Annotated in this window: 21 protein-coding genes; 11 read left to right on the top strand and 10 right to left on the bottom strand. The window is 71.3% G+C overall.

The features are described from left to right. Both ACZ7LU_RS28110 and ACZ7LU_RS28105 read right to left on the bottom strand, forming a co-directional pair. Positions 1 to 1,101, bottom strand: coding sequence for a phosphotransferase family protein (locus ACZ7LU_RS28110; RefSeq protein WP_471918333.1), 1,101 nt, complete (start codon positions 1,099 to 1,101; stop codon positions 1 to 3). A 29-nt stretch (positions 1,102 to 1,130) separates the two neighbouring features. Further along, complete coding sequence (locus ACZ7LU_RS28105) at positions 1,131 to 2,258, bottom strand: Rv3169 family protein (RefSeq protein ID WP_471918332.1); 1,128 nt, start codon at positions 2,256 to 2,258, stop codon at positions 1,131 to 1,133. Positions 2,259 to 2,758: 500 nt separating this feature from the next. Between ACZ7LU_RS28105 and ACZ7LU_RS28100 the strand changes: the two genes are divergently transcribed. Next, a complete protein-coding gene (locus ACZ7LU_RS28100) occupies positions 2,759 to 2,977 on the top strand; it encodes a hypothetical protein (protein ID WP_468092871.1) in 219 nt (72 codons plus the stop codon). On the opposite strand, the gene ACZ7LU_RS28095 is transcribed toward ACZ7LU_RS28100, so the two are convergent. Then, positions 2,940 to 4,112 carry an acyl-CoA dehydrogenase family protein gene (locus ACZ7LU_RS28095; protein ID WP_468564671.1) on the bottom strand — a complete coding sequence of 391 codons (1,173 nt, stop codon included), beginning with the start codon at positions 4,110 to 4,112 and terminating at the stop codon, positions 2,940 to 2,942. The genes ACZ7LU_RS28100 and ACZ7LU_RS28095 overlap by 38 nt on opposite strands. 348 nt (positions 4,113 to 4,460) lie before the next feature. On the opposite strand from ACZ7LU_RS28095, the gene ACZ7LU_RS28090 reads away from it, so the two are divergent. Continuing rightward, entirely contained in the window at positions 4,461 to 5,705 is a 1,245-nt protein-coding gene (locus ACZ7LU_RS28090; RefSeq protein WP_471918331.1) for a glycoside hydrolase family 18 protein, read from the top strand. Between the two features lie 64 nt (positions 5,706 to 5,769). Here the strand turns inward: ACZ7LU_RS28090 and ACZ7LU_RS28085 are convergent, their stop codons facing one another. After that, on the bottom strand, positions 5,770 to 6,393 hold the full coding sequence (locus ACZ7LU_RS28085) for a TetR/AcrR family transcriptional regulator (RefSeq protein ID WP_468316764.1): 624 nt from the start codon (positions 6,391 to 6,393) through the stop codon (positions 5,770 to 5,772). Positions 6,394 to 6,625: 232 nt separating this feature from the next. Between ACZ7LU_RS28085 and ACZ7LU_RS28080 the strand changes: the two genes are divergently transcribed. From ACZ7LU_RS28080 to ACZ7LU_RS28070, 3 genes are read left to right on the top strand one after another with little or no spacing between them, the layout of a single operon-like run. Then, entirely contained in the window at positions 6,626 to 7,147 is a 522-nt protein-coding gene (locus ACZ7LU_RS28080) for a DUF6230 family protein (protein WP_471918373.1), read from the top strand. Beyond that, a complete protein-coding gene (locus ACZ7LU_RS28075) occupies positions 7,138 to 8,130 on the top strand; it encodes a DUF6114 domain-containing protein (protein ID WP_398312310.1) in 993 nt (330 codons plus the stop codon). Before ACZ7LU_RS28080 ends, ACZ7LU_RS28075 begins: the two co-directional genes overlap by 10 nt. A gap of 10 nt (positions 8,131 to 8,140) precedes the next feature. Then, positions 8,141 to 9,100, top strand: coding sequence for a hypothetical protein (locus tag ACZ7LU_RS28070; protein WP_471918330.1), 960 nt, complete (start codon positions 8,141 to 8,143; stop codon positions 9,098 to 9,100). Here ACZ7LU_RS28070 and ACZ7LU_RS28065 read toward each other — a convergent pair. Continuing rightward, positions 9,078 to 9,224, bottom strand: coding sequence for an SCO1431 family membrane protein (locus ACZ7LU_RS28065; RefSeq protein WP_362994854.1), 147 nt, complete (start codon positions 9,222 to 9,224; stop codon positions 9,078 to 9,080). The genes ACZ7LU_RS28070 and ACZ7LU_RS28065 overlap by 23 nt on opposite strands. A gap of 222 nt (positions 9,225 to 9,446) precedes the next feature. Between ACZ7LU_RS28065 and ACZ7LU_RS28060 the strand changes: the two genes are divergently transcribed. The 4 genes from ACZ7LU_RS28060 to ACZ7LU_RS28045 all read left to right on the top strand — a co-directional run bounded on the left by ACZ7LU_RS28060 (position 9,447) and on the right by ACZ7LU_RS28045 (position 12,398). Beyond that, positions 9,447 to 10,955 (top strand): M1 family metallopeptidase, encoded by a 1,509-nt coding sequence (locus ACZ7LU_RS28060; RefSeq protein WP_468717640.1) that lies wholly within the window; start codon positions 9,447 to 9,449, stop codon positions 10,953 to 10,955. Between the two features lie 88 nt (positions 10,956 to 11,043). Continuing rightward, positions 11,044 to 11,415, top strand: coding sequence for a hypothetical protein (locus ACZ7LU_RS28055; RefSeq protein ID WP_471918329.1), 372 nt, complete (start codon positions 11,044 to 11,046; stop codon positions 11,413 to 11,415). An 82-nt stretch (positions 11,416 to 11,497) separates the two neighbouring features. Beyond that, the gene (locus ACZ7LU_RS28050) at positions 11,498 to 11,683 is read left to right on the top strand and encodes a CsbD family protein (RefSeq protein WP_398312299.1); all 186 of its coding nucleotides are present in this window, start codon (positions 11,498 to 11,500) and stop codon (positions 11,681 to 11,683) included. Between the two features lie 178 nt (positions 11,684 to 11,861). After that, a complete protein-coding gene (locus ACZ7LU_RS28045; RefSeq protein ID WP_471918328.1) occupies positions 11,862 to 12,398 on the top strand; it encodes an MmyB family transcriptional regulator in 537 nt (178 codons plus the stop codon). 45 nt (positions 12,399 to 12,443) lie between these two features. Here the strand turns inward: ACZ7LU_RS28045 and ACZ7LU_RS28040 are convergent, their stop codons facing one another. After that, entirely contained in the window at positions 12,444 to 13,817 is a 1,374-nt protein-coding gene (locus tag ACZ7LU_RS28040; RefSeq protein ID WP_471918327.1) for a peptidase C39 family protein, read from the bottom strand. A 358-nt stretch (positions 13,818 to 14,175) separates the two neighbouring features. On the opposite strand from ACZ7LU_RS28040, the gene ACZ7LU_RS28035 reads away from it, so the two are divergent. Together ACZ7LU_RS28035 and ACZ7LU_RS28030 are read left to right on the top strand one after the other, a co-directional pair. Beyond that, a complete protein-coding gene (locus ACZ7LU_RS28035; RefSeq protein ID WP_471918326.1) occupies positions 14,176 to 14,784 on the top strand; it encodes a uridine kinase family protein in 609 nt (202 codons plus the stop codon). Between the two features lie 507 nt (positions 14,785 to 15,291). Continuing rightward, positions 15,292 to 17,274, top strand: a complete 1,983-nt coding sequence (locus tag ACZ7LU_RS28030) for an AAA family ATPase (protein WP_471918325.1) — start codon at positions 15,292 to 15,294, stop codon at positions 17,272 to 17,274. A gap of 37 nt (positions 17,275 to 17,311) precedes the next feature. Here ACZ7LU_RS28030 and ACZ7LU_RS28025 read toward each other — a convergent pair whose 3' ends face one another. The 4 genes from ACZ7LU_RS28025 to hisG form a co-directional block, all read right to left on the bottom strand. Next, complete coding sequence (locus ACZ7LU_RS28025) at positions 17,312 to 18,406, bottom strand: hemolysin family protein (protein WP_471918324.1); 1,095 nt, start codon at positions 18,404 to 18,406, stop codon at positions 17,312 to 17,314. After that, positions 18,403 to 19,755 (bottom strand): hemolysin family protein, encoded by a 1,353-nt coding sequence (locus ACZ7LU_RS28020; RefSeq protein WP_468564657.1) that lies wholly within the window; start codon positions 19,753 to 19,755, stop codon positions 18,403 to 18,405. Before ACZ7LU_RS28020 ends, ACZ7LU_RS28025 begins: the two co-directional genes overlap by 4 nt. Positions 19,756 to 19,958: 203 nt before the next feature. Then, entirely contained in the window at positions 19,959 to 20,408 is a 450-nt protein-coding gene (locus ACZ7LU_RS28015) for a PH domain-containing protein (protein WP_471918323.1), read from the bottom strand. A 31-nt stretch (positions 20,409 to 20,439) separates the two neighbouring features. Next, complete coding sequence (hisG, locus tag ACZ7LU_RS28010; protein ID WP_398312276.1) at positions 20,440 to 21,288, bottom strand: ATP phosphoribosyltransferase; 849 nt, start codon at positions 21,286 to 21,288, stop codon at positions 20,440 to 20,442. Positions 21,289 to 21,297: the final 9 nt, after the last annotated feature.

Genomic DNA, 21,297 nt, shown 5'->3' with positions numbered 1-21,297 from the left:
TCACCAGTAGGTGCCCTGCACCATGGCGGCCAGGCTGTCGTGGTGCAGGATCAGCGCGTCCGCGGCCGCCGCGCTCTCGGGCACGGCGGCCTCGCCGAAGTGGACCTGGCGGTAGGCGACGCGCAGCATGACGATCGCGTGCCGCAGCGCGGCGTACAGCGTGTAGAAGTCCATGTCGCGCGGCGTGTACCCGGTGAGCAGGGCGTATGCCTCCTCGACGCGGTCGCGGCGCAGGAAGTCCGGCAGTCCGGGCTGGCCGAAGCTCACCGTCAGGTCCTGGAAGAAGCGGTGCAGATAGACCGCCCAGCCGAGGTCGACCTCGCGCGGAGCGAGCGCCGCCATCTCCCAGTCGAGGACCGCGGCGGGCTCGAAGCCGTCGTAGATGATGTTTCCGATGCGTGCGTCACCCCAGTTGAGGACGGCGTCACCCTCGTCTCGTGGCCACAGTTCCTCGAGGCGGTCGAAAGCTCCCTCTATGACGGGCGAGCGGGGCAGTCCGCTCACCACCCAGGCGTAGTAGGCGCGTTGGGCCGTGACATGGCGGCGCAGCGGGCTGCCCTCGCCCGGCAGGGTGAGGAACTCCGCTGCTTCGGGCGACACTTGGTCGTGCAGCCGTGCGAGGACGCGGACGGAGGCCTTTTCGAGGTGTGCGCGCTCGGCGTCGGTGGCGGCGTGCAGCCAATTGCCCTCGTACGTATAGGGCATGACGTCGGGCGGGACGCGTCCCTCGACGCGCTCCATCACGAAGAAGGGCGCGCCGAGCGGGCCCGGGTCCTCCTCGAGCCACAGCACACGCGGCACCGGCACGTCGGTGTGTTCGGCGACGAGCCGCATCGTGCGGTACTGGCGCGGCATGTCGTAGACGGGAAAGATCGTGTACGCCGCCGGGTCGGCCGCCACGCGCAACGCGCAGCGCTCGATGGGTGGTTCGGGGTGCTCGACGGTGAAGAGCAGCGTCTCGCTGGACATGCCGTTGGACTCGGGCACGGTCACGTCGACGGCTTTGGCGCCGGGCAGCCGCGTGTCGAGCCAGGCGCCGAGGCGGCGGGCGAGGTCTTCCGGGTCGCGCGTGGTGGTGCGGGGGCGGGGTGCCGTTGCCATGTGCGTACTCCTTCCTCCGGCCCGTGCCCTCAGGGCGCCACGGAGTCGAATCCGGTGAAGCCGCTCGGGTCGTGGCGGCCGAAGCTGCCGTGCTCGAAGATGCCGTATCCCGTCTGTCCGTCGAGGGTGAAGCGCGCGGCGTGGTCGATGACTCCGTAGGCGGCGAGCGGGTGGGCGGCGGGGTCCGACAGGTCGTAGGTGCGGCGGTCGGTCCAGTCGCGGCCGCGCCAGGTGCCGTGCTGCCAGTCATCGGCGGGCGGATACCCGGCGCCCACGGCCAGGGGCAGCGAGGCGAGCACCTGTACGCCGAGTTCCAGGGGCTTGCGGCCGTCGGGGCCGGTGAGGTGGATGACGGCGCTTTCGGGGTGGCGGGTGCCGGAGCGGTAGGTGATGTCCGCCTGGGGCCAGCCGAGTTGGCGGTCGCGCTGGTCCGGGCGGACGAGGGTGGCGTCGTTGAGGGTGCGGTAGCCGTCCGCGTCCTCCTGGGAGATGACCATGAGGAAGCGGTCGTCGAAGCGGACCGGACACCAGATCCAGTGGAAGCCCTCGGTGGCGAACTCCTCCTCCAGGCGCCCGCGTTCCTCGCCCGGCACGGGCCGCACGCCCCAGCTGCGGTCGCGGGTGGCGGTCCACTCCCCCGCCGTGACGGCGATCTCCTCGCCGCCCGCGCGGATCACCCCGGCGGGCCGGCCCGCCTGCACGAACCGGCGCCCTTCGAGGGTGAGCCGGTCGCCGCGGCGCTGGATGTGGTGCGGCTCCCACAGGGCGGGGAAGTCGGCGGTCCAGGTGAGGTCGTACGAGAGTGAGGCGGGGTCGCCTGGGTCGGCGGCGCACCGCAGACGGAGGCGGCGGAGCGGTTCGTCGACGGTGATGTCCAGCGGGCCGACGCGGAGGTTCATGCGGTCCTCGCCGAGCGCGTCACTGGCGCGTACGGCGTGGAGCGTGTCCCCCGTACGCAGGGTCGCGTACGCGTCGATGACACCGGTGTTCGGATAGACGCCGAGCCCGAGGATGAGCAGGGCGCGGCCCCGGTGGTCGAAGAGGTGGAAGATGCACCGGTCGTAGGCGTTGCGGTCGCCCGTCGCGACGTGCTTCATCGACAGGGGGACCTGGTGGACGGGGTATTCGTCGAGCGGGACCGGACGGTCGTCTGCCACGGCAAACCTCCCTGGTCGCACGGCAGTTCAGGGTGGCGGGAGGCGGTGGGGCCCTCCGACGCGGAGTTGACGGTACGTCAGTTCATCGGGCGGGACCAGAGACGTGCCGGGCCGTTCGCGGGGCGGGGCCAGAGCCGTGCCGGACCCTTCACCGAACACATGTCGTACACCCGCCCGAGCCGTCACCGCCCCCACGGGCACGCCGTGAACAGACGCCCTATTCGCCCGGGCGGTGACTTCGCCGCGACAGTGCGCGTTGCCCTGGTATGACCCCCATGGAAACGGGTGCGGGCACGGGCCCGACGCACCTTCCCAGCGGGCGGCGGCGGCACACCCTGGTGACGCTGCCCGTCGCAGAATCGGTTCCCCGGCACCCCCCGGATCCCCCGCAGCACCAGTCGTCACCCCAGCCACCGGGGCCGCCCCAGCCACAGCAGCACGTGTACCAGCAGCCGCCGCAGCAGCACGTACACCAACAGCCGCACCAGCAGTACGGGCAGATGTATCAGCCCTACCAGCCGCCGCACTTCCCGGATCCGCACTTCCCCGATCCGCACTTCCAGGACCCGCCGATCTACCGCGCCCTGCTCCACCACTGGGCCGACCGCGGCCGGACGCTGCCCGGGCGCCACGACCCGGAGTGGGCCCGGCTCTTGGCGCCGCCCGTGCACCGCGGCCAGTTCAGCGCGAGTCGGGACCCGCGAGGTGACGCGCGATGACCATGCGCTGGATCTGATTGGTGCCCTCGACGATCTGCAGCACCTTCGCCTCACGCATGAGGCGCTCCACGGGGAAGTCCGCGGTGTAGCCGTACCCCCCGAGAACCTGCACGGCGTCCGTCGTCACCTTCATCGCGGCGTCCGTGCACAGCAGCTTGGCCATGGCCGCCTGCTTGGCGAACGGCCGCCCAGTGTCGCGGAGCCTGGCCGCGGCCAGATAGAGCGCCCGGCCCGCCTCGATCTGCGTCGCCATGTCCGCGAGCATGAAGCGCAGGCCCTGGAAGTCCGCGATGGGCCTGCCGAACTGTTTCCGCTCGGTGGCGTACGCGACGGCCTCGTCGAGCGCCGCCTGGGCCACGCCGATCGCGCAGGCCGCGATACCGAGCCGCCCGGAGTCGAGCGCGGAGAGCGCGATGGCGAAGCCCTGGCCCTCGTCGCCGATGCGGCGGGAGTCTGCGACGCGCACCCCGTCGAAGTGGATCTGGGCGGTGGGCGAGCCCTTCATGCCCATCTTCTTCTCGGGCGCCGCGGCGCTCAGCCCCTCGGCGTCGCCCGGCACCAGGAAGGCCGTGACGCCGCGGGCGCCCTCGCCGCCCGTGCGGGCGAGCACGGTGTAGAAGTCGGCGACGCCGCCGTGGGTGATCCAGGCCTTGGTGCCGGTGATGACCCAGTCGTCGCCGTCCCTGACGGCCTTGGTGCGCAGCGACGCCGCGTCGGACCCGGACGCGGGCTCCGACAGGCAGTACGCGCCGAGCAGGCCGCCGCCGAGCATGGCGGGCAGGTGGTCGGACTGCTGCTCCTTGGTGCCGTAACCGGCGAGGGCGTGGCAGGACAGGGAGTGGACGCTGACGCCGAGGCCGACGGTCAGACGCGCTGCGGCGAGCTCTTCCAGGACCTGGAGATAGACCTCGTACGGCTGGTCGCCGCCGCCGAACTCCGAGTCGTACGCCAGGCCGAGCAGGCCGGATTCGGAGAGCAGCGTGAAGACCTCGCGGGGGAAGCGCCCGGCGTCCTCCTCCTCGGCGGCCTTGGGGGCGATCTCGCGCTGGGCGATGTCCCGGACCAGCGAGAGCAGATCCCTGGCCTCATCCGTGGGCAGCTGACGCTCCACCGACTGCGTGATGTGGTCGGGCATGACGCTCTCCTCCCTGTGGGGCTGCGGCGGACGCCCGCGCTGGGTGGGGCGGCGCCGCCGGGAAACGTTGCCGAGCCGGGGTCTCCTTCCGGGTCTCGGAAGCAGCTGACCAGCGGCTCTGGCGCGTTGAGTATGCCCGATCGGCGGCAGCCCGTCACTAGTTAACGACCGCTTACTCAAAACATAACTGAAGATCGCCACTGCGGGCCGGATTGGTCCGAACCATTGACCACACTGGTCTAGTCCTCCTACTGTTCTTTTCAACGACTTAACGCGTTCATGCCAAGTCGTACGCGCAGGTCCACAGCACCACTTCCCGCTCCCGGTTTCCCCCCACGAGGAGACACGATGCTCAGACCGCACTCCCCTCGCGCCTCCTTCCGGGCGCTCATCGCCACCACCTGTGCCGCCGTCCTCGGCGCGGGCCTGCTGGCCGGCGCGGGCACCGCCGCCGCCGAGCCCGACCAGGGCACCGAGCAGAAGGCCGCCGCCGGCTCCAAGGTCGTCGGATACTTCACCGAGTGGGGCGTCTACGGCCGGAACTACCACGTCAAGAACGTCGAGACGTCCGGCTCGGCCAACAAGCTCACGCACATCAACTACGCCTTCGGCAACGTCCAGGGCGGCAAGTGCACGATGGGCGACGCCTACGCGGCGACCGACAAGGCCTACACCGCCGACCAGTCCGTGGACGGCGTCGCCGACACCTGGGACCAGCCGCTGCGCGGCAACTTCAACCAGCTGCGCAAGCTGAAGAAGAAGCACCCGGACCTCAAGGTCCTCTGGTCGTTCGGCGGCTGGACCTGGTCGGGCGGGTTCACCGAGGCGGCGAAGAACCCCGCGGCCTTCGCCCAGTCCTGCTACGACCTGGTCGAGAACTCCAAGTGGGCCGACGTCTTCGACGGCATCGACATCGACTGGGAGTACCCCAACGCCTGCGGCCTGACCTGCGACACGAGCGGGCGCGCGGCCTACAAGAACCTGATGTCGGCGGTCCGTTCGAAGTTCGGCAGCAACAATCTGGTCACCGCGGCGATCCCGGCGGACGCCTCGACCGGCGGCAAGATCGACGCGGCCGACTACGCGGGCGCGGCCCAGTACGTCGACTGGTACAACCCCATGACGTACGACTACTTCGGCGCCTGGGACGCGAAGGGCCCGACCGCCCCGCACTCGCCGCTGACGTCGTACACCGGCATCCCGAAGGCCGGCTACAACTCCGACGCCACCATCAAGAAGCTGAAGGCGCTCGGGGTGCCGTCCCAGAAGCTGCTGCTCGGCCTCGGCTTCTACGGCCGCGGCTGGACGGGCGTCACGCAGAAGGCGCCCGGCGGCACCGCGACAGGACCGGCCACGGGCAAGTACGAGCAGGGCATCGACGACTACAAGGAACTGAAGACCAAGTGCCCGGCCAACGGCACGGTCGGCGGGACCGCGTACGCGCACTGCGGGAACAACTGGTGGAGCTACGACACCCCGGCGACCATCACGGGCAAGATGAACTACAAGAACCAGCAGGGCCTCGGCGGCACCTTCTTCTGGGAGCTCAGCGGAGACACGTCCAACGGTGAGCTGATCAAGGCCATCAACTGACCTGAAGCATCAGCTGTGTCGAGGGGCGGGAGCCGGCGGGCTCCCGCCCCTCGCGCGCGTCCGCTCACGGGCGCGCCGGCGCCGGGTACGACGGCTCGAAGTCCTCGATGACCCGCAGCGTGTCCCCGAGCGTCCGCACCAGGAGCGCGCCGACCGTCTCGCGCGACAGGCCCCGGCTGCCGATCCAGTCGAGGGTGATGCCCTCCACGCTGCACAGCCAGCCGAGCAGGGCCGTGCGCGCCAGCTGCGGGATGTCCTTGCGGCCGTACGCCCCCTCGGCGATCGTCCCGATCAGCGCCTCGCGCACGCCGTCGCGTATGGCGTGCACCTCCGCGTCGAAGCCGACGCCGCCGCTGATGATCGTGCGGTACGCCGCCTGGTGGTGCTCGGCGTAGCGCAGATAGCCGTCGACGGTGCGCTGCACCCGCTCCACGGGCGGGAGGTCGTCGTGGCGTCCCGCGCGCGCGACCAGGTCCGCGACGGAGTCCTCGATGATCGCCAGGTAGTAGCCGCGCTTCGACTTGAAGTAGTAGTAGATCAGCCCCTTGGCGACGCCCGCCTGCTTCGCGATGTCGTCCATCGACAGGGCGTCGTAGGACGTGTCGGCGAACAACTTCCGTCCGATGGCGATGAGTTCGGCCCGACGTGCCGCCGAGCGGTCCGTTCCGCGCTGTTGACTATTATTCAATTTCGGCCCTAGTCTCCAACTGCCTCGGGATCGTCCGCAGTATGGCAGACCACTGCCACCTGCCGGTTCGGCTCCCGTCGGCCCCACGCACTCCCCTTACGCACGCCTACGGACGCGGAACGACGTACGGGAGGAAACAGTGAACGCAAGCCGCACCGCGTTACGCGAGGGCAGAACCTCCTGGAAGAAGACGGCCGTGGTGGCCCTGCCGGCCGTCCTGGCCGTCGGTGTGATGGCCTCCGTGATGGCCGAGGGCGCGCTCGCCGCGTCCTTCGCCGTCTCCGGCACCAGCTTCCAGGTGTCGTCCGGCAAACTGACCAGCCAGGGCCTGTCCTCGTACGTACAGACGGACCGGGACATCGACGGCAAGGGGCACCCGGTGGCGCTCCTCGGGATCGGTGACGCGACCCTCTCCGACATCTGCCAGGCCGCCAAGGTCAAGACCCCCCTCGGGAACGTCGTCTTCAAGCTGACCGCGGGCGGCGACGCGGGCAACGTCACCGCGAGCAACCTCATCATCGACGGCGAGGACCTCGTCGGCGACGCCCGCTTCGGCACCGCGCAGATCGGCCGGGACGCCTCGACGCTCGACGAGGTCCCCGGCATCAAGGGCGAGCGGGGCAAGTTCGGACTCCAGGCCGGGGACATCACCGTCTCCGGGGTGAAGTCGAACGCCTGGTCGGCGACGGGCGGCAACTTCCGGCTCAAGGGCATGCGGGTCGACGTCAGCCTCGGCGGCAAGAAGTGCTTCTGACCGGCGGCGGCAGAAGTGGTGTCAGAGCCTTCCGGGGCGACGGCGGCGGCTGGCTCGACCGGCGGCTGCCGTGGCCCGACCAGCGCCGGGCCGTCCGCAGATGGCGGCGCACCCGGCCGTTCTGGGGCGGGCTGCTGCTGATCCTCGGCGGCGCCGAACTGCTCCTGATCCCGCTCTCGCCGCTGACCGTGCTCGTCAGCCTCGGCCTCGGCGGGATCGCGGCGCTCGGCATCGGGATCGCGCTGGTCGTGGCGGGGCTCTTCCTGTGGCTGCTGCCCCACACGCACCACTACGTGAGCGTCAACGCGCTGATCCTGTCGGTGCTCTCGTTCGCGGCCACCAATCTCGGCGGGTTCCTCGTCGGGATGCTGCTGGGCATCGCGGGCAGCGCCATGGGGTTCGGCTGGACTCCGGTGCCCGACGACGCCGAGGAGGATCCGGCGCGGCCGAAGGTGCGGGACGGACAGGGCACACGGACGCTCGGGGTACTGCTGCCCGTGGTGATCGTCGCCGGCATCGTGAACGGCAGCCCGGCGAAGGCGACGCCCGCGCAGGCGCCGCCCGCCGGGGCGATCGTGGCCGCGCGGGTGCCGCCGACGATCACCACGACGCTCTTCGCGCCGCAGGGCTTCATCGTGGCGGGCGTCCGCGAGATCCCGACCGCCGACGGGCCGCTGAAGGTCATGGTGCTGCGGATGAAGGCCGCCTCCCTGACCGACTACAAGCTCACGACGCGCGACGGGAGCCGGGAACTCGCCCTGGGCGCCGACACGTTGGACCTCAGTGGTCAGGTGACGCTGTATCTGACCAAGTTCAGGGGATGCATCGAGGGCATCCTCTGCCTCACCTTCACGCCCGACAAGCTGCCGGTGCCGCCCCTCGTGCCGCCGTTCATCTTCATGACGGACGTGAGCGCCGAGCAGGCCCTGGTCACCTCGGACTCGATCGTGGCGGGCGGGCTGACACTGAAAGCCACGGCATGAGGGGCGCGGCGTGATCCAGATCCAGGCCGCCCTCTTCTGGGCGTACGCGGTCGGCGCGACGTTCGCCCTCTCGGCCGGGCGTCAGCTCCAGGTGTGGGAGCGGATCAACGCCGGCGAGGGCCCGCGCACCCGCAGCCGGGCCGCCAACCCCTATCTCGCGCTGACCGCGCTCTTCGCCGCCGTCCTGATGGTGCCGACGGGACTCTTCCTGCTGTGGCAGAACCCGTCCTGGTCGACCATGCACGTGGCGGAAGGCCACGAAGGCGTGTGGGCGGGGTTCGTGCTGTTCTACGCGGGCGGCATCCCGGTGGCCGCGATCCTCGGGTTCCTGGTGGCGCAGGGCCTGGTGCTCGTGGGGGCCGGCTACTGGGCGTACCTCCAGTGCGTCGGCGGGTATTTCCTGCTGTTCGGGACGTTGATCCACGGGTGGGACGGCAGAGGATACGAGCGCTTCCTCTCACCCGGCGCCGAGGATTTCGCCGACTGGTCGCGGGACAGCGTCGTCAACCACGTGCTGGACTTCCTGACGTCCGGGACGTTCCTGGCGCTGCTGCTGTTCGGCGCCGCGGTGATCGGCACCATGCTGGTGACCGAGATCGGCTGGCTCATGGAGGGCTGGTCGCTGCCGGGCGCCGACGAGGACCGCAAGGTGCCGAGGTTCCTGGGCATCGCCATCGCGGCGGCCGGGGTGTACGGGCTGCCCTTCGTGGGCGCGCTCTTCGCGAGCGTGCTGGTGCGCCTCGTCGGCGGGTGGCTCGGCCTCCCGCTGTTCGCGGTCGTGGCGGGCATCACACTGCTGCACCGGCGCTCGCCGGTGCGGTGGCTGTACGGCTTGGTGGGCGTGCCGGGGCGGCACTGGCGGGCCGGCCTCGACGAGGCCGGCGGTCAGGAGAGCGCGGGCTCGGGCGGCCGGGAGGGCGACGGCAGGGACGGCCGGGAGAGCGACGTCACAGCAGACCGGTCTGGGTGACGAGCATCGCGAGGACGACGACGAGGGTCCAGCCCGCGAGGTGCTCCAGGAGGGTGGGCCCGTCTTCGTCGGGGCCGCCGGTGCGGGCCTTCGCGCGGACAGCGGTGGCAGAGGTCGCGGTCATGTCTTTCTCACTGACGTCTCGTGTGGCAGTACTCCCCCGCAAGGTCCCGGGCAGTGCCTGCACCCCCACGGGACCCCCTCCACCTTGCCAGCCGGAAGGCCTTTTGCGGGCGAGACCTTGGTCACCCCGCAACTGGGACGTCGCGTCGCGCGTCTAACCCCGGACGGCGGGGTCGTCTCCCCCGTCCGTCCGCCCGTGCACCGTACGACCGAGAGGTTCCCGATGAGCACGAACCGGACGACGTCCCGCCCGCGCCGCAGGGCCGGGCTCGCCCTCGCGGCCGCGATCACCGCCGCGGCCGCCCTCACCGCACCTGTCTCGCAGGCCGCACCGCTCCCCCAGGCCGCACCGGTCACCGCCGAGAAGCCGTCGCCGGGCGCGCCAGGGCTCGGCGACCCGATGTTCCCGCTGGACGGGAACGGCGGGTACCAGGTGGAGCGCTACTACCTGGACTTCGACTGGCAGGCCCCGAAGACGCCCTTCGAGGCGACGACGACGATCAGGGCCCGGTCCACCCAGGCACTGTCCCGCTTCAACCTCGACTTCGGCGGCAACACCCTGCACGACGTCACCGTGAACGGCTCCCCGGCGGGCGCCTCGCGCGCGGGCGACGAGCTCACCGTCACCCCCAAGTCCCCGATCGCCAAGGGCAGTTCCTTCACGGTCAAGGTCACCTACACCGCCGACCCGACGCAGACCCGGCACCGCGACGACGCGATCGAGGACTACGGCTGGATCCCCACGCCCGACGGCACAGTGGTCTACCCGCAGCCGAACGGCGCCCGGCTGATCTTCCCGGCCAACGACCATCCGAGCCGGCGCGCGCCGATCACCTTCCGCATCACCACGCCGGGCGACCGCACGGCCGTCGCCAACGGCAAGCTGGTCTCGCGCACCGAGCGCCCCGACGGCCGGGTGCGCTGGACGTACGACTCCGAACAGCCCCTCTCCACCCAGCTGGTGCAGCTGGCCATCGGCAAGTTCCGGCTGGTCGACAGCGAGGGGCCCGGCGGGCTGCCGCTGCGCGACGTCGTCCCGGAGGAGCTGGTCGAGCCGACGGCCGCGTACCGCGCACTCACCCCGGACCACCTGAAGTGGCTGGAGGAGAAGCTCGGCCCCTACCCCTTCAACCGCTACGGCCTGCTGGTCGGCGACACCGACCTCGGCGTGGCCCTGGAGACGCAGACCCTGTCGCTCATACCGAAGGCGGACCTGCTCGGCACCCGGGTCGACGCCGAGCGGAACATGGTGCACGAGCTGGCCCACCAGTGGTTCGGCGACAGCGTGGCCCTCAAGAGCTGGTCCGACCTGTGGCTGAGCGAGGGCCACGCCCGCTTCTACGAGAGGGAGTACTCCGAGCAGCACGGCGGGGACAGCTTCGAGGCCGCCATGAAGACCGCGTACCAGAACCACGACATCTGGCGCCGCGACTTCGGCGCGCCCGCCGAGCCGACCGAGCCGAACCTCTTCAAGCGCATGCGGTACGACGGCTCGGCCCTGGTCCTGTACGCGCTGCGCGAGCAGGTCGGCGACGCGACGTTCCAGAAGATCGAGCGTGCCTGGGTGAGCGGTTTCGCGGGGCGCGCGGCGAGCACGCGGCAGTTCGTCGACCTCGCGTCGAAGGTCGCGGGCGAGGATCTGGAGGGTTTCCTCAACCCCTGGCTGTACGGCTCGAAGACGCCGCCGATGCCCGGGCACCCGGACTGGGTGGTGGAGCCGGCAAGCGGATGAATCCATTCGGTCCCACGGCGCGCTTTCCGCCCCTATGATCACGTCGATCTCCAGGGGGGAGATCAGCACCATCTAGGAGGGGACCACCATGACCGGAGTTTCCAGACGCGCCCTGCTGGGCTATTCGGGCAGTGCCGCCGCAGGAGCGGCCCTGGCGGGCGCGGGGTCCGCCGGTGCCGCCGAGGCCGACTCGGCGGCGACCGCCCAGGCGGCCTCGGCCACCGCGGCCACGCCGACGTCGGACGCCGACGTACCGAACGGGCAGAAGTTCGGGGGCAACGTCAGCATCGGCGACATCGACGCGATGATGGACTTCTCGTTCAGCCTGCGGGTCGAGAACGCTCCCGCGGCAAAGCAGATCACCCCGATGGAGATCGTGAACGCCTTCAACGAGATCGCCACGTCCCGCGGCTGGCCTCGGATGACGTTCTACTACGAGACCAGCGCCCCGCTGAACTGACCGACCGCGCCCGCTCCGCCCGAGATGCACCTTTCCTCCGCTCCTCTTAGCGTGGGGGCATCCCCGACCAAGAGGAGCCGTCATGGGCGACAGCGCCATGAACAAGGCAAAGGGCAAGGCCAAAGAGATGGTGGGCAAGGCCACCGGCAACGACCGCAAGGTGGCCGAGGGCAAGACCGATCAGGCCAAGGGCAAGGCGAAGGACGCCGCGGACGACATGCGCGACAGGGCCGAGGGCATGCGCGACTCGTTCCGCGACGACCGCTGAGCCGACGCGTGTGCCCGTCCCCACGTGGGGGCGGGCACACGCGCGTCACCGGCCACCTCAGTCTCAGCCCCCCCGGCCGCGCACGCTGGCTAGGCTTGCGGCACACGCTGTGATCGCGCTGGTACCGACCTGCGGCCGACATGAAGGGGACGGGCAAGTGCAGCCGGACGGACAGGACTTGGCAGAGCGGACGCCGATGGGCGCGGCCTGGCGGACGGTCGTCGAGGGCGTCACGGGCTCGATGGCCTACATCGCCGACGCGCACTGGAACGTCGTGGCCTGCAACGACGAGTTCAGAGCCCTCTTCCCGGCCGGTCGGCCACCGGCCAACATCATGCGGTGGATGCTCCTCGACGATCAGGCCCGGCACAACGTCCTGCTGAACTGGGCCGAGGACTGGGCGCGCGGCGCCTGCCCCGCGCTCCGCCGGGCCGTCACGAACCGTCCCGCCGACCCCGCGCTCATCGAGCTGGCGAGCGATGTCCGGCGCGACCCGCTCGCGGGGCCCATCTATCTGGCGACCGCGAGCTCGCACCCCCTGCACCCGGACGGTGCCGTGCGCCAGGTCAACCACGCCGCGAAGGGGCCCGGCTGGGTGATCGCGTCCGCCGCCAGCCCGCTGCCGGAGACGGACGCCCTGTTCGTGATGATGCAGTACCGGCCGGGCGCGACCCGCCCTCATCAGCCGCCGCCGCTGAGCACGAACACCCGCTGACGCCGACGAGCGCCCACTGACAGGCGCCTGCCGACGAGCGGTGGTTCAGCGGATGCCGACCGCGGCCAGCGCGCTCCGCCGGCGTGCGGACAGTGTCGTCGGGAAGTACAGGTAACAGACGCCTCCCGTGCCCGACACGACCTTTCCGGTGGAGTTGTAGCGCTTCGTCCTCAGCCAGATGTTTTCCCACTCGCGCCTCTTGTAGACGCGGCGCACCTCGGGATTGCTGGGCGACGCCGGGTCGTTGGCGATCACGTCGCCGTCCGCCGTGAAGCCGATGACGGTCATGAGGTGGCCAGCCGTGCCGTAGCCCGCGCCCGTCAGCTCCTCCCTGAGGAACGACTGGGACGTTATGGCCGGGATGCCCGCGGCGATCAGCGTCTCCAGCTCCGTCAGCGAGGCGAGCCGGGTCACGACGCCCTGGAGGTCCTTGTACGTCGACGCGTACGCGGCGTTGAAGGGCCAGTTGCCGCAGCCGTTGTACTGGTAGTCGAACGTGAAGCGGGCCGCGTGGCAGACCTGCGGATCGGCGTAGGAGGGGTCGACCCAGGCCAGGTCCTCGGCCGTCGGCCTGCGCCCCCAGTACTCAATGATCATCTGGGAGGAGGTCGGGCTGCACCAGGCCTCGCCTCCGTTGTCGTACTCCGGATACTGGCCCTTGTGGATGTCCTGCGAATAGCGCGGGACCGTCAGCTCCTTGGCGAGGCCCGGCTGCGACGCGGGGACCGTGAAACGGTCGGGGACCGCCGAGGCCATCGCGCCGAGCCGCCAGACCGTGGGGGTCGCGGTGGCGCCGGGCCTGCGGTGGAGCGTCAGGCGCAGCTGGTACGAGACGACGCGCAGGCCGGTGGTCGTGTCGTCCACGGAGAGCGTGTCCGTCCAGACCGTCGACTTGCCGTCGGTCTGGTCGTCGACCGAGGTCCGCCGGATGTCGGCCTCCGCGTCGTCGCCCGAGGCCCAGCGGCCCATCACGTACCACGGCGAGTCCGTCCCGTCGGAGTACGTGCCCCGCAGCTCGACCTGGAGCCAGGTCCCGGCGGGGGTGTGCGCGTTCCAGGACGCGATGAGCTCTGTGGCGGGGACGGTGGAGCGGTGCGTCGGCGAGGTCCACCTGGCGTACTCGTAGGTGGTGGTCCTGCCGGTGTGCGGGTCGGCGTAGTCGGTGCGGCCCGCGGGCTCGGCGATGCGCAGGCCGGGGCGGGCTCCGGTGACGGCGGCCGTGCCCTCCGCGGTGCCGGTGCGCCAGTCCTTCGCCGAGGTCCAGAAACGGTTGTCCACGAAGCGGTCCGCGCGCGGGGTGCGGCCCTGGGCCGGTGCCGGGCCCGCGGCCAGGGCGGGCGTGGCGTGCGTGGCGGTCGCCGCGAGGGCCGCCCCTGCGGCGGCGGTGACGGCGGTGGTGAGCACGGATCTGCGCGACATGCCGTCGACGCGGCCGGCTGCGTCCGTACCGCCCGTCCTGTCAGGTCGCTCTGCTCGGCCGACTCCGTCTGCTTGGCCTGCTTGCCCTGCTTGGTCTGCTCGGCCGGCTCGGTCGGCTTGCTCTGCTCGGTCTGCTCGGTCTGCTCGGTCCATGGAAGGGACCCCCAGTCGACATGGTTTCCGGCGGGATCCGGAAGGGTCGGGTCAGGTGCACGGAAGTGGGCCAACTATGGCCGGTCCCGGCCGACTTCTGCCAGCGCTTCGGGCACTGTCGCGCGCAACAATATTGGCCTCAACCAATGGCATGACCTGCGGCGGCGCGCGGAACACATCCTTCCGCAGTCGTACCCTTGCCGTGATGACCGGACACCCGCCCACCCCGCTCCCCCGCCTCGCCGACACCCTGCGACGCCTGCCGCCCTCCTGCGGCCCCGTCCGCCTGATCGCCGTGGACGGGCACGCGGGCTCCGGCAAGTCGACGTTCGCCCGGCGGCTCGCCGAGGCGTCCGGCGACGCTCCCGTCCTGCGGCTCGACGACATCGCGAGCCACGCGGAGCTCTTCGACTGGACCGAGCGGCTCCGGCGGCAGGTCATCGGGCCGCTCTCCCGCGGCGAGACGGCGCACTACGCGACGTACGACTGGCACGAGCGCCGCTTCGGTCCCGCCGACGAGCCCCTGCCGTCCGCGCCCGTGGTGATCGTCGAGGGCGTCGGGGCGGGCCGCCGGGCGCTGCGGCCGCACCTCGCCGCGGTGCTGTGGATGGAGGTGCCGCGCGAGGAGGCGTGGCAGCGGGGCCGCCGGCGGGACGGGGCGGTCCAGAGCGACTTCTGGGACGGCTGGGAGCCCGCGGAACGTCGGCATTTCGCCGAGGACCCCTCCAGGCCTTTCGCGCACTATGTGGTACGACAGTGCCCAGAGGGATACGAGGTACTTCAAGGGCCCGGTGTGGCGCTTACAAAGGCCTGAGCCGTCACGCAGAGTGAAGGACCGTGGGCGGTCCGCTGAACCTCCGGAAAACCGCTTCCAGTTGGCCTCACGAGTTTTCGCCAGTGCCCCAACTACGCTTGACCCAGGGCCCTTACAGGACTTACGTTCTGAATGTGCGGTGTTGCGACACCGCCCGCAGACGCGAAGCCCCCGGTTGTTCCCCCGTGATCGGGGGCTTCGTTCTGCCTCAGGAGCCCGATTTCCGACCGCCGCGTGCCGCCATCCGCTCACCCTCGGTCACCGTCGGGCCACCCTCCATCGGCCCTTTCCGGCCGATCCGCCGGTGCGGCACCCTACGGCCCACCGCTCCCCCGCAGGTACGATGCATCTCGGTGCGCCTTTTCGGACGGCTGCTCTGCGCATCGAATCAACTCCCGTCCGCAGCACAGTGGTTCAGGCAGTGGTTCAGCGCGGTGGTTCAGCGCAGTCGCCGGCGGGCACCGGTCCGGCGGTACGCAAACGGGGGCACGGTTTGTGGGGGACCTGATGGACTTCGACGCGGTGGGCTCACCCGCCCCGGCCGACCTCGCCTGGCTGAGGGGCGTCGACGCCTACACCATGGGCGCCTATCCGCAGGCGGAGGAGGAATTCCGGACGGCGGTGCGGATGGATCCCGGGATGGCCGACGGCTGGCTCGGGCTGCACGCGCTGCGCATCGACACGACGACGGCGTTGCTGCGGATGTTCCAGCACCGGGACCGGTTCGGGGAGCAGCGCACCCGGCACGCGCGCGCCCTCAACTCCTGGTACTGGCTGGGCTGGTGGGTGCAGCCCGTCCTAGAGAGCACCCGTGACCTGCTGCTCGCCCACGCCTCGCACTGGCTCGACGGCCGCCATGTCCCGGAGCTGGACCGGGCGTTGGCGGGCCTGCCGCCCGTCGACGCCGATCCGCAGGTGCGCTTCCTGCACGCCTGCCGCTCCTATCTGGTCAAGGACTGGGAGCAGTTGGTGCGCCACACTGACCCGCTGATCGACGACCCGATGCTGGGCATCGAGGCCGGGCTCTTCGGCGGCATGGCCCGGGTCCGCCTGGAGACGTACAGCCAGGCGGAGCCGCTGCTGTCCGCCGCCCTCATGCGCTGCCGCAGCGAACAGCCGCAGCGCAAGGAGCTGCGCTACTGGCTGGCCCGCGCGCACGAGGGCACAGGACGCTCGGCGGCGGCCCTGCCGCTGTACCGCGCGGTGCACCGGGTCGACGCCTCCTTCATGGACACCTCGGCCCGGCTCGCGGCGATCTCCGAGGGCGACGGGTACGACGAGGCGGCCGACCTCGCCGCCGCGATCAGCCTGACCGGGGTGGGACAGGACGTGCTGGAGGGGCCGGACGGCATCGACGTGCTCTTCGGCACGGAGGGGCGTGACGTGAAGGTCACCGACCCCGAACCGCCGTCGGGCGGCGGCTCCCCGACCACCAGCAGCCCCACCGGCCCCGGCAGCCCCGGCAGCCCCGGTAACCCCGGCGGGTCCACTGGTCCCACCGGCCTCTCCGGCCCCACCGGCCCCTCGAAGCCCTCCGAGGCCGACGCCGTCCGCGAGAAAGCGATCATCCCCATCAAGGCGGCCCCGACGCAGCTGCCCCCGGGCCCCACCGACCCCGCGCTCCTGGAGGCCGCCCTCTCCGAACTGGAGGGCATGGTGGGTCTGGAACCGGTGAAGCGCCAGGTCAAGGCGCTCTCCGCGCAGCTGAACATGGCGCGGCTGCGGGCCGCGCAGGGCCTGCCGGTGCAGCCGCCGAAACGACACTTCGTCTTCTCCGGCCCCTCCGGCACCGGCAAGACCACCGTGGCCCGCATCCTCGGCCGGGTCTTCTACGCGCTCGGCCTGCTCGGCGGCGACCACCTGGTGGAGGCGCAACGCGCCGACCTGGTCGGCGAGTACCTGGGCCAGACCGCCGTGAAGGCCAACGAACTGATCGACTCGGCGATCGGCGGCGTCCTCTTCGTCGACGAGGCCTACTCCCTCTCCAACTCCGGCTACGGCAAGGGCGATGCCTACGGCGACGAGGCCCTTCAGGTCCTCCTCAAGCGCGCCGAGGACAACCGCGACCACCTCGTCGTGATCCTCGCGGGCTACCCGGAGGGCATGGACCGGCTCCTGGCCGCCAACCCCGGCCTGTCCTCGCGCTTCACGACCCGCGTCGACTTCCCCTCGTACCGCCCGCTCGAACTCACCGCCATCGGCGAGGTCCTCGCGGCCGACAACGGCGACGTGTGGGACGAGGAGGCGCTCGAAGAGCTGCGCTCCATCAGCGGGCACGTCGTCGAGCAGGCCTGGATCGACGAGCTCGGCAACGGCCGCTTCCTGCGCACGCTGTACGAGAAGAGCTGCGCCTACCGCGACCTGCGGCTCTCCGGCTACCCCGGCGAACCGGGGCGCGACGACCTGTCGACCCTGCGGCTGCCCGACCTGATGCAGGCCTATGGAGAAGTGCTCTCGGGGCGGGGACCGCAGGACACCCCGGGGATCTGACGACCCCCGGGGCGCCCCGCCACGCGGCGCATGGAGCTCAGCCCACGCGGCTGCCGGCCAGCGCGGAGTCCCTGGCGTCCCCGGCGTCCTCCGGCGGCGTCCGCTGCACCGTGACCCGGTGCGCCGGGTCACGGACCTCGCCGACCAGCATTTCCAGGACGTCCTCCAGGGCGACCAGGCCCAGCACCTTGCCGGACGCGTCGGCGACCTGCGCCAGGTGCGTCGCGGCGCGGCGCATCACGGTCAGGGCGTCGTCCAGCGGCAGTTCGGACCGCAGGGTGGTCATCGGGCGCCAGACCTGCTGCGGCACGGCGCGGTCGGTCTCCTCCAGATCCAGTACGTCCTTCACGTGGAGGTAGCCCATGAACGCGCCGTTCTCCGCGCGGACCGGGAAGCGGGAGTAGCCGGTGCGCCCGGTGAGCTCGATGACGCGGGCCGGGGTGACCGAGGGACCCACGGTCACCAGGGACGCCCGGTCGAGCAGGACGTCGGTGACCGGGCGCGAGCCCAGCTCCAAGGCGTCCTCCAGGCGCTCCTGCTCGACGGGGTCCAGCAGGCCCGCCTGGCCGGAGTCCTCCACGAGGCGGCCCAGCTGCACGCTGGTGAACACCGCCTCGACCTCGTCCTTCGGCTCCACCCCGAAGAGCCGCAGGACGACGCGGGAGCACGCCCCGAGCGCCGCGGTCACCGGCCGGCACAGCCGCGCGAAGGCGACCAGGCCGGGACTGAACCAGAGGGCGGTCTTCTCGGGGGCCGCCATCGCGAGGTTCTTCGGGACCATCTCGCCGATGACGAGGTGGAGGAAGACGACGACGGCGAGCGCGATCACGTAACCGAGGGGGTGGATCATGCCCTCGGGCAGGTGGACCGCCTCGAAGAGCGGCTCCAGGAGGTGCGCGACGGTCGGCTCGGCGACCGCGCCGAGCGTCAGCGAGCAGACGGTGATGCCGAACTGGGCGGCCGCCATCATCTGCGGCAGATGCTCCAGGCCGTACAGGACCTGGCGGGACCGCTTGGTGTCCAGGGGCTCGATCTGGCTGCGGCGCACGGACACGAGCGCGAACTCGGCGCCCACGAAGAAGCCGTTGGCGAGCACGAGCAGGACGGCGAAGAGGAGTTGCAGCATGCTCATCGCAGGGCCTCCGCCGGGGCTGCGGGGACTGTGGACACAGGGGTTTCCGCCGTCCTCGCGATCCTGACCCGCTCGGCGCGGTAGTGGCCGACCTGGCGCACCGAGAGCCGCCAGCCCGGGAGTTCGGCCCGGTCGCCGGGGGCCGGGATGCGGCCGAGCAGATCCGCGACGAGGCCGGCGACGGTCTCGTACGGGCCCTCGGGCACGGCGAGTCCGATGCGCTGGAGCGTGTCGACGCGGCAGCCGCCGTCGGCGTCCCACGCGGGCCTGCCGTCCTCGGCGGGTGCCACGCAGAGCTCCGGCAGGTCGAGGAGGTCGTGCTCGTCGCGGACCTCGCCGACGAGTTCCTCGACGATGTCCTCCAGGGTGACGACGCCCGCCGTGCCGCCGTACTCGTCGACGACGACGGCGATGGGCTGCTCGCTGCGCAGCCGCTCCAGGAGGGGCTGCACGGGCAGCGTCTCGGGGACGAGCAGCGGGGATCGCGCGATGCGTCGCACGGGCGTCCTGAGGCGCTCGTGGGCGGCGACCGCGAGGGCGTCCTTGAGGTGCACCATGCCGACGACCTCGTCGATCCGCTCGCTGTAGACCGGGAAGCGGGACAGGCCGGTGGCGCGGGTCAGGTTCACCACGTCCTCGGCGGTCGCCGACGACTGCAGCGCGCTGACCTTCACGCGGGGCGTCATGACGTGCTGCGCGGTCAGCTCGCCGAGGGAGAGGGTGCGGACGAACAGGTCGGCGGTGTCCTGCTCCAGGGCACCGGCCTGCGCCGAGTGCCGGGCCAGGGAGACCAGTTCGCCGGGGGTGCGGGCGGAGGCCAGCTCTTCGGCGGGCTCGACGCCGAGGGCGCGCACCAGCCGGTTGGCCACGGCGTTCAGGAGGGCGATCACGGGCCGGAAGAGCCGCGCGAACACGTGCTGCGGGCCCGCGACGAACCGCGCGACCTGCAGCGGCCTGGAGACCGCCCAGTTCTTGGGCACCAGCTCGCCGATCACCATCTGTACGGCGGAGGCGAGCAGCATGCCGACCACTACGGAGACACCGCCTACGGCGCCTTCGGGGACGCCGGCCGCCGTGAACGGGCCCGCGAGCAGGTGCGCGAGGGCCGGTTCGGCGAGCATGCCGACGACGAGCGAGGTGATGGTGATGCCGAGCTGGGTGCCGGAGAGCTGGAAGGACAGCTCCTTGAGGGCGCTGACGACCGTGGCGGCCCTTCGGTCGCCGTCGGCCGCGGCCTTCTCCGCGTCCGGCCGCTCCACGGTGACGAGGCCGAACTCGGCCGCCACGAAGAAGCCGTTGGCGAGAATCAGCAGGAATGCCGCCCCGAGAAGCAGCAGGGGCACTGTCATGCCGCCGCCTCTCCGGTCGTGCCGGTCCCGGTATGTCGGGAGGGGGCGGCGCAGGTACTACAGGACGATCCGTCCATCGCCGGAGGGAGTCACTCCTCGGATAGCAGGAGCCCCTGGGAGCCGGGCGGGCCCGTCAGGAGCGGGGCGGCACTCACACGCCCCGCCAACAGATTAATCAAGACCGGGCGCGGAACGTCCAGAGCCTAGTTCTCGCGAGCCGTCCTGGCCTCGGCGAGGGCGCGGAGGCTGCGGGCGTCGGTGACGGCCTGCTGCCTGCCGATGCCCGGCTGGATGCCCAGGGCGGGCAGGCTCGTGCCGTCGCTGAGGTTGAGGAAGACCCACGGGTCGCCGGGGCGGAGGTTGACCTGCACGATCTCGGCCCACGCCAGACGGCGGCTCGTCGCGATGTTGACGACGGTCACGCCGGACTCGTCGGCGACGACCTTGGGCCTGCTGAGCAGCACGAGCACGCCGAAGAGAAGCGCGCCGGTGAAGACGAAGCTGGTCCGCTCCCCCGGGCTGAGCTTGGGCAGCAGGAAGGCGATCGCCGTGATCACCACGAAGATCGCGGCGCCCGCGGTGAGCAGGACGGCCCGGGTCCGCGTCGGCCGGAAGGTGACGGGCAGCGCGGGGAGGGCGGAGGTGTCGGACATGAGGCGGGTGCTCCTACCGGATCGGGGCCGGTCAGAGGCGGCAGGCGTGGATGGCCGTGGTCAGGATGGCCCGGGCACCGATGGCGTACAGGTCGTCCATGATCCGCTGGGCCTCCTTGGCGGGGACCATGGAGCGCACGGCCACCCAGCCCTCGTTGTGCAGCGGGGAGATGGTCGGCGACTCCAGGCCCGGGGTGAGGGCGACGGCCTGCTCCAGGTGCTCGGCGCGGCAGTCGTAGTCCATCATCACGTACGACCTGGCGACGAGGACGCCCTGGAGACGGCGGAGGAACTGCTGCACCTTCGGGTCGTCGGTGTCGGCGCCGGTACGGCGGATGACGACCGCCTCGGACTTCATGATCGGGTCGCCGAAGACCTCCAGGCCGGCGTTGCGCAGGGAAGTGCCGGTCTCCACGACGTCCGCGATGACCTGGGCGACGCCCAGTTCGATGGCGGTCTCGACGGCGCCGTCCAGGTGGACGACGGAGGCGGCGACGCCCTGCTCGGCGAGGTGCTTGGCGACGATGCCCTCGTAGGAGGTCGCGACGGTCTTGCCCGCGAGGTCCTTGATGTCGCTCGCCGTGCCCGGCTTCGCGGCGAAGCGGAAGGTGGAGCGGGCGAAGCCGAGCGGCAGGATCGCCTCGGCGTCGGCGCCGGAGTCGATCAGCAGGTCCTCGCCGGTGATGCCGATGTCGAGCCGGCCCGCCGAGACGTAGATCGCGATGTCCTTGGGGCGCAGGTAGAAGAACTCGACCTCGTTGTCGGGGTCGACGAGGACGAGCTCCTTCGACTCCTTGCGCTGCTGGTAGCCGGCCTCATGGAGCATCGCCGACGCAGGTCCGGACAGTGAACCCTTGTTGGGGACGGCAATGCGCAGCATGAGGTCAGC

The sequence above is a fragment of the Streptomyces sp. NPDC039462 genome, from assembly GCF_055639375.1.
This window is presented reverse-complemented; position numbering and strand designations above follow the sequence as displayed.

Excerpts from the sequence above, each read along its gene's own strand:
- ACZ7LU_RS28025 (WP_471918324.1), bottom strand. The coding sequence starts at position 18,406 with ATGAGCATGCTGCAACTCCTCTTCGCCGTCCTGCTCGTGCTCGCCAAC.
- ACZ7LU_RS28040 (WP_471918327.1), bottom strand. The coding sequence starts at position 13,817 with ATGTCGCGCAGATCCGTGCTCACCACCGCCGTCACCGCCGCCGCAGGG.
- ACZ7LU_RS28050 (WP_398312299.1), top strand. The coding sequence starts at position 11,498 with ATGGGCGACAGCGCCATGAACAAGGCAAAGGGCAAGGCCAAAGAGATG.
- ACZ7LU_RS28090 (WP_471918331.1), top strand. The coding sequence starts at position 4,461 with ATGCTCAGACCGCACTCCCCTCGCGCCTCCTTCCGGGCGCTCATCGCC.
- ACZ7LU_RS28095 (WP_468564671.1), bottom strand. The coding sequence starts at position 4,112 with ATGCCCGACCACATCACGCAGTCGGTGGAGCGTCAGCTGCCCACGGAT.
- ACZ7LU_RS28055 (WP_471918329.1), top strand. The coding sequence starts at position 11,044 with ATGACCGGAGTTTCCAGACGCGCCCTGCTGGGCTATTCGGGCAGTGCC.
- ACZ7LU_RS28020 (WP_468564657.1), bottom strand. The coding sequence starts at position 19,755 with ATGACAGTGCCCCTGCTGCTTCTCGGGGCGGCATTCCTGCTGATTCTC.
- ACZ7LU_RS28035 (WP_471918326.1), top strand. The coding sequence starts at position 14,176 with ATGACCGGACACCCGCCCACCCCGCTCCCCCGCCTCGCCGACACCCTG.
- ACZ7LU_RS28100 (WP_468092871.1), top strand. The coding sequence starts at position 2,759 with ATGTATCAGCCCTACCAGCCGCCGCACTTCCCGGATCCGCACTTCCCC.
- ACZ7LU_RS28030 (WP_471918325.1), top strand. The coding sequence starts at position 15,292 with ATGGACTTCGACGCGGTGGGCTCACCCGCCCCGGCCGACCTCGCCTGG.
- hisG (WP_398312276.1), bottom strand. The coding sequence starts at position 21,288 with ATGCTGCGCATTGCCGTCCCCAACAAGGGTTCACTGTCCGGACCTGCG.
- ACZ7LU_RS28015 (WP_471918323.1), bottom strand. The coding sequence starts at position 20,408 with ATGTCCGACACCTCCGCCCTCCCCGCGCTGCCCGTCACCTTCCGGCCG.
- ACZ7LU_RS28065 (WP_362994854.1), bottom strand. The coding sequence starts at position 9,224 with ATGACCGCGACCTCTGCCACCGCTGTCCGCGCGAAGGCCCGCACCGGC.
- ACZ7LU_RS28080 (WP_471918373.1), top strand. The coding sequence starts at position 6,626 with ATGGCCTCCGTGATGGCCGAGGGCGCGCTCGCCGCGTCCTTCGCCGTC.
- ACZ7LU_RS28110 (WP_471918333.1), bottom strand. The coding sequence starts at position 1,101 with ATGGCAACGGCACCCCGCCCCCGCACCACCACGCGCGACCCGGAAGAC.
- ACZ7LU_RS28060 (WP_468717640.1), top strand. The coding sequence starts at position 9,447 with ATGAGCACGAACCGGACGACGTCCCGCCCGCGCCGCAGGGCCGGGCTC.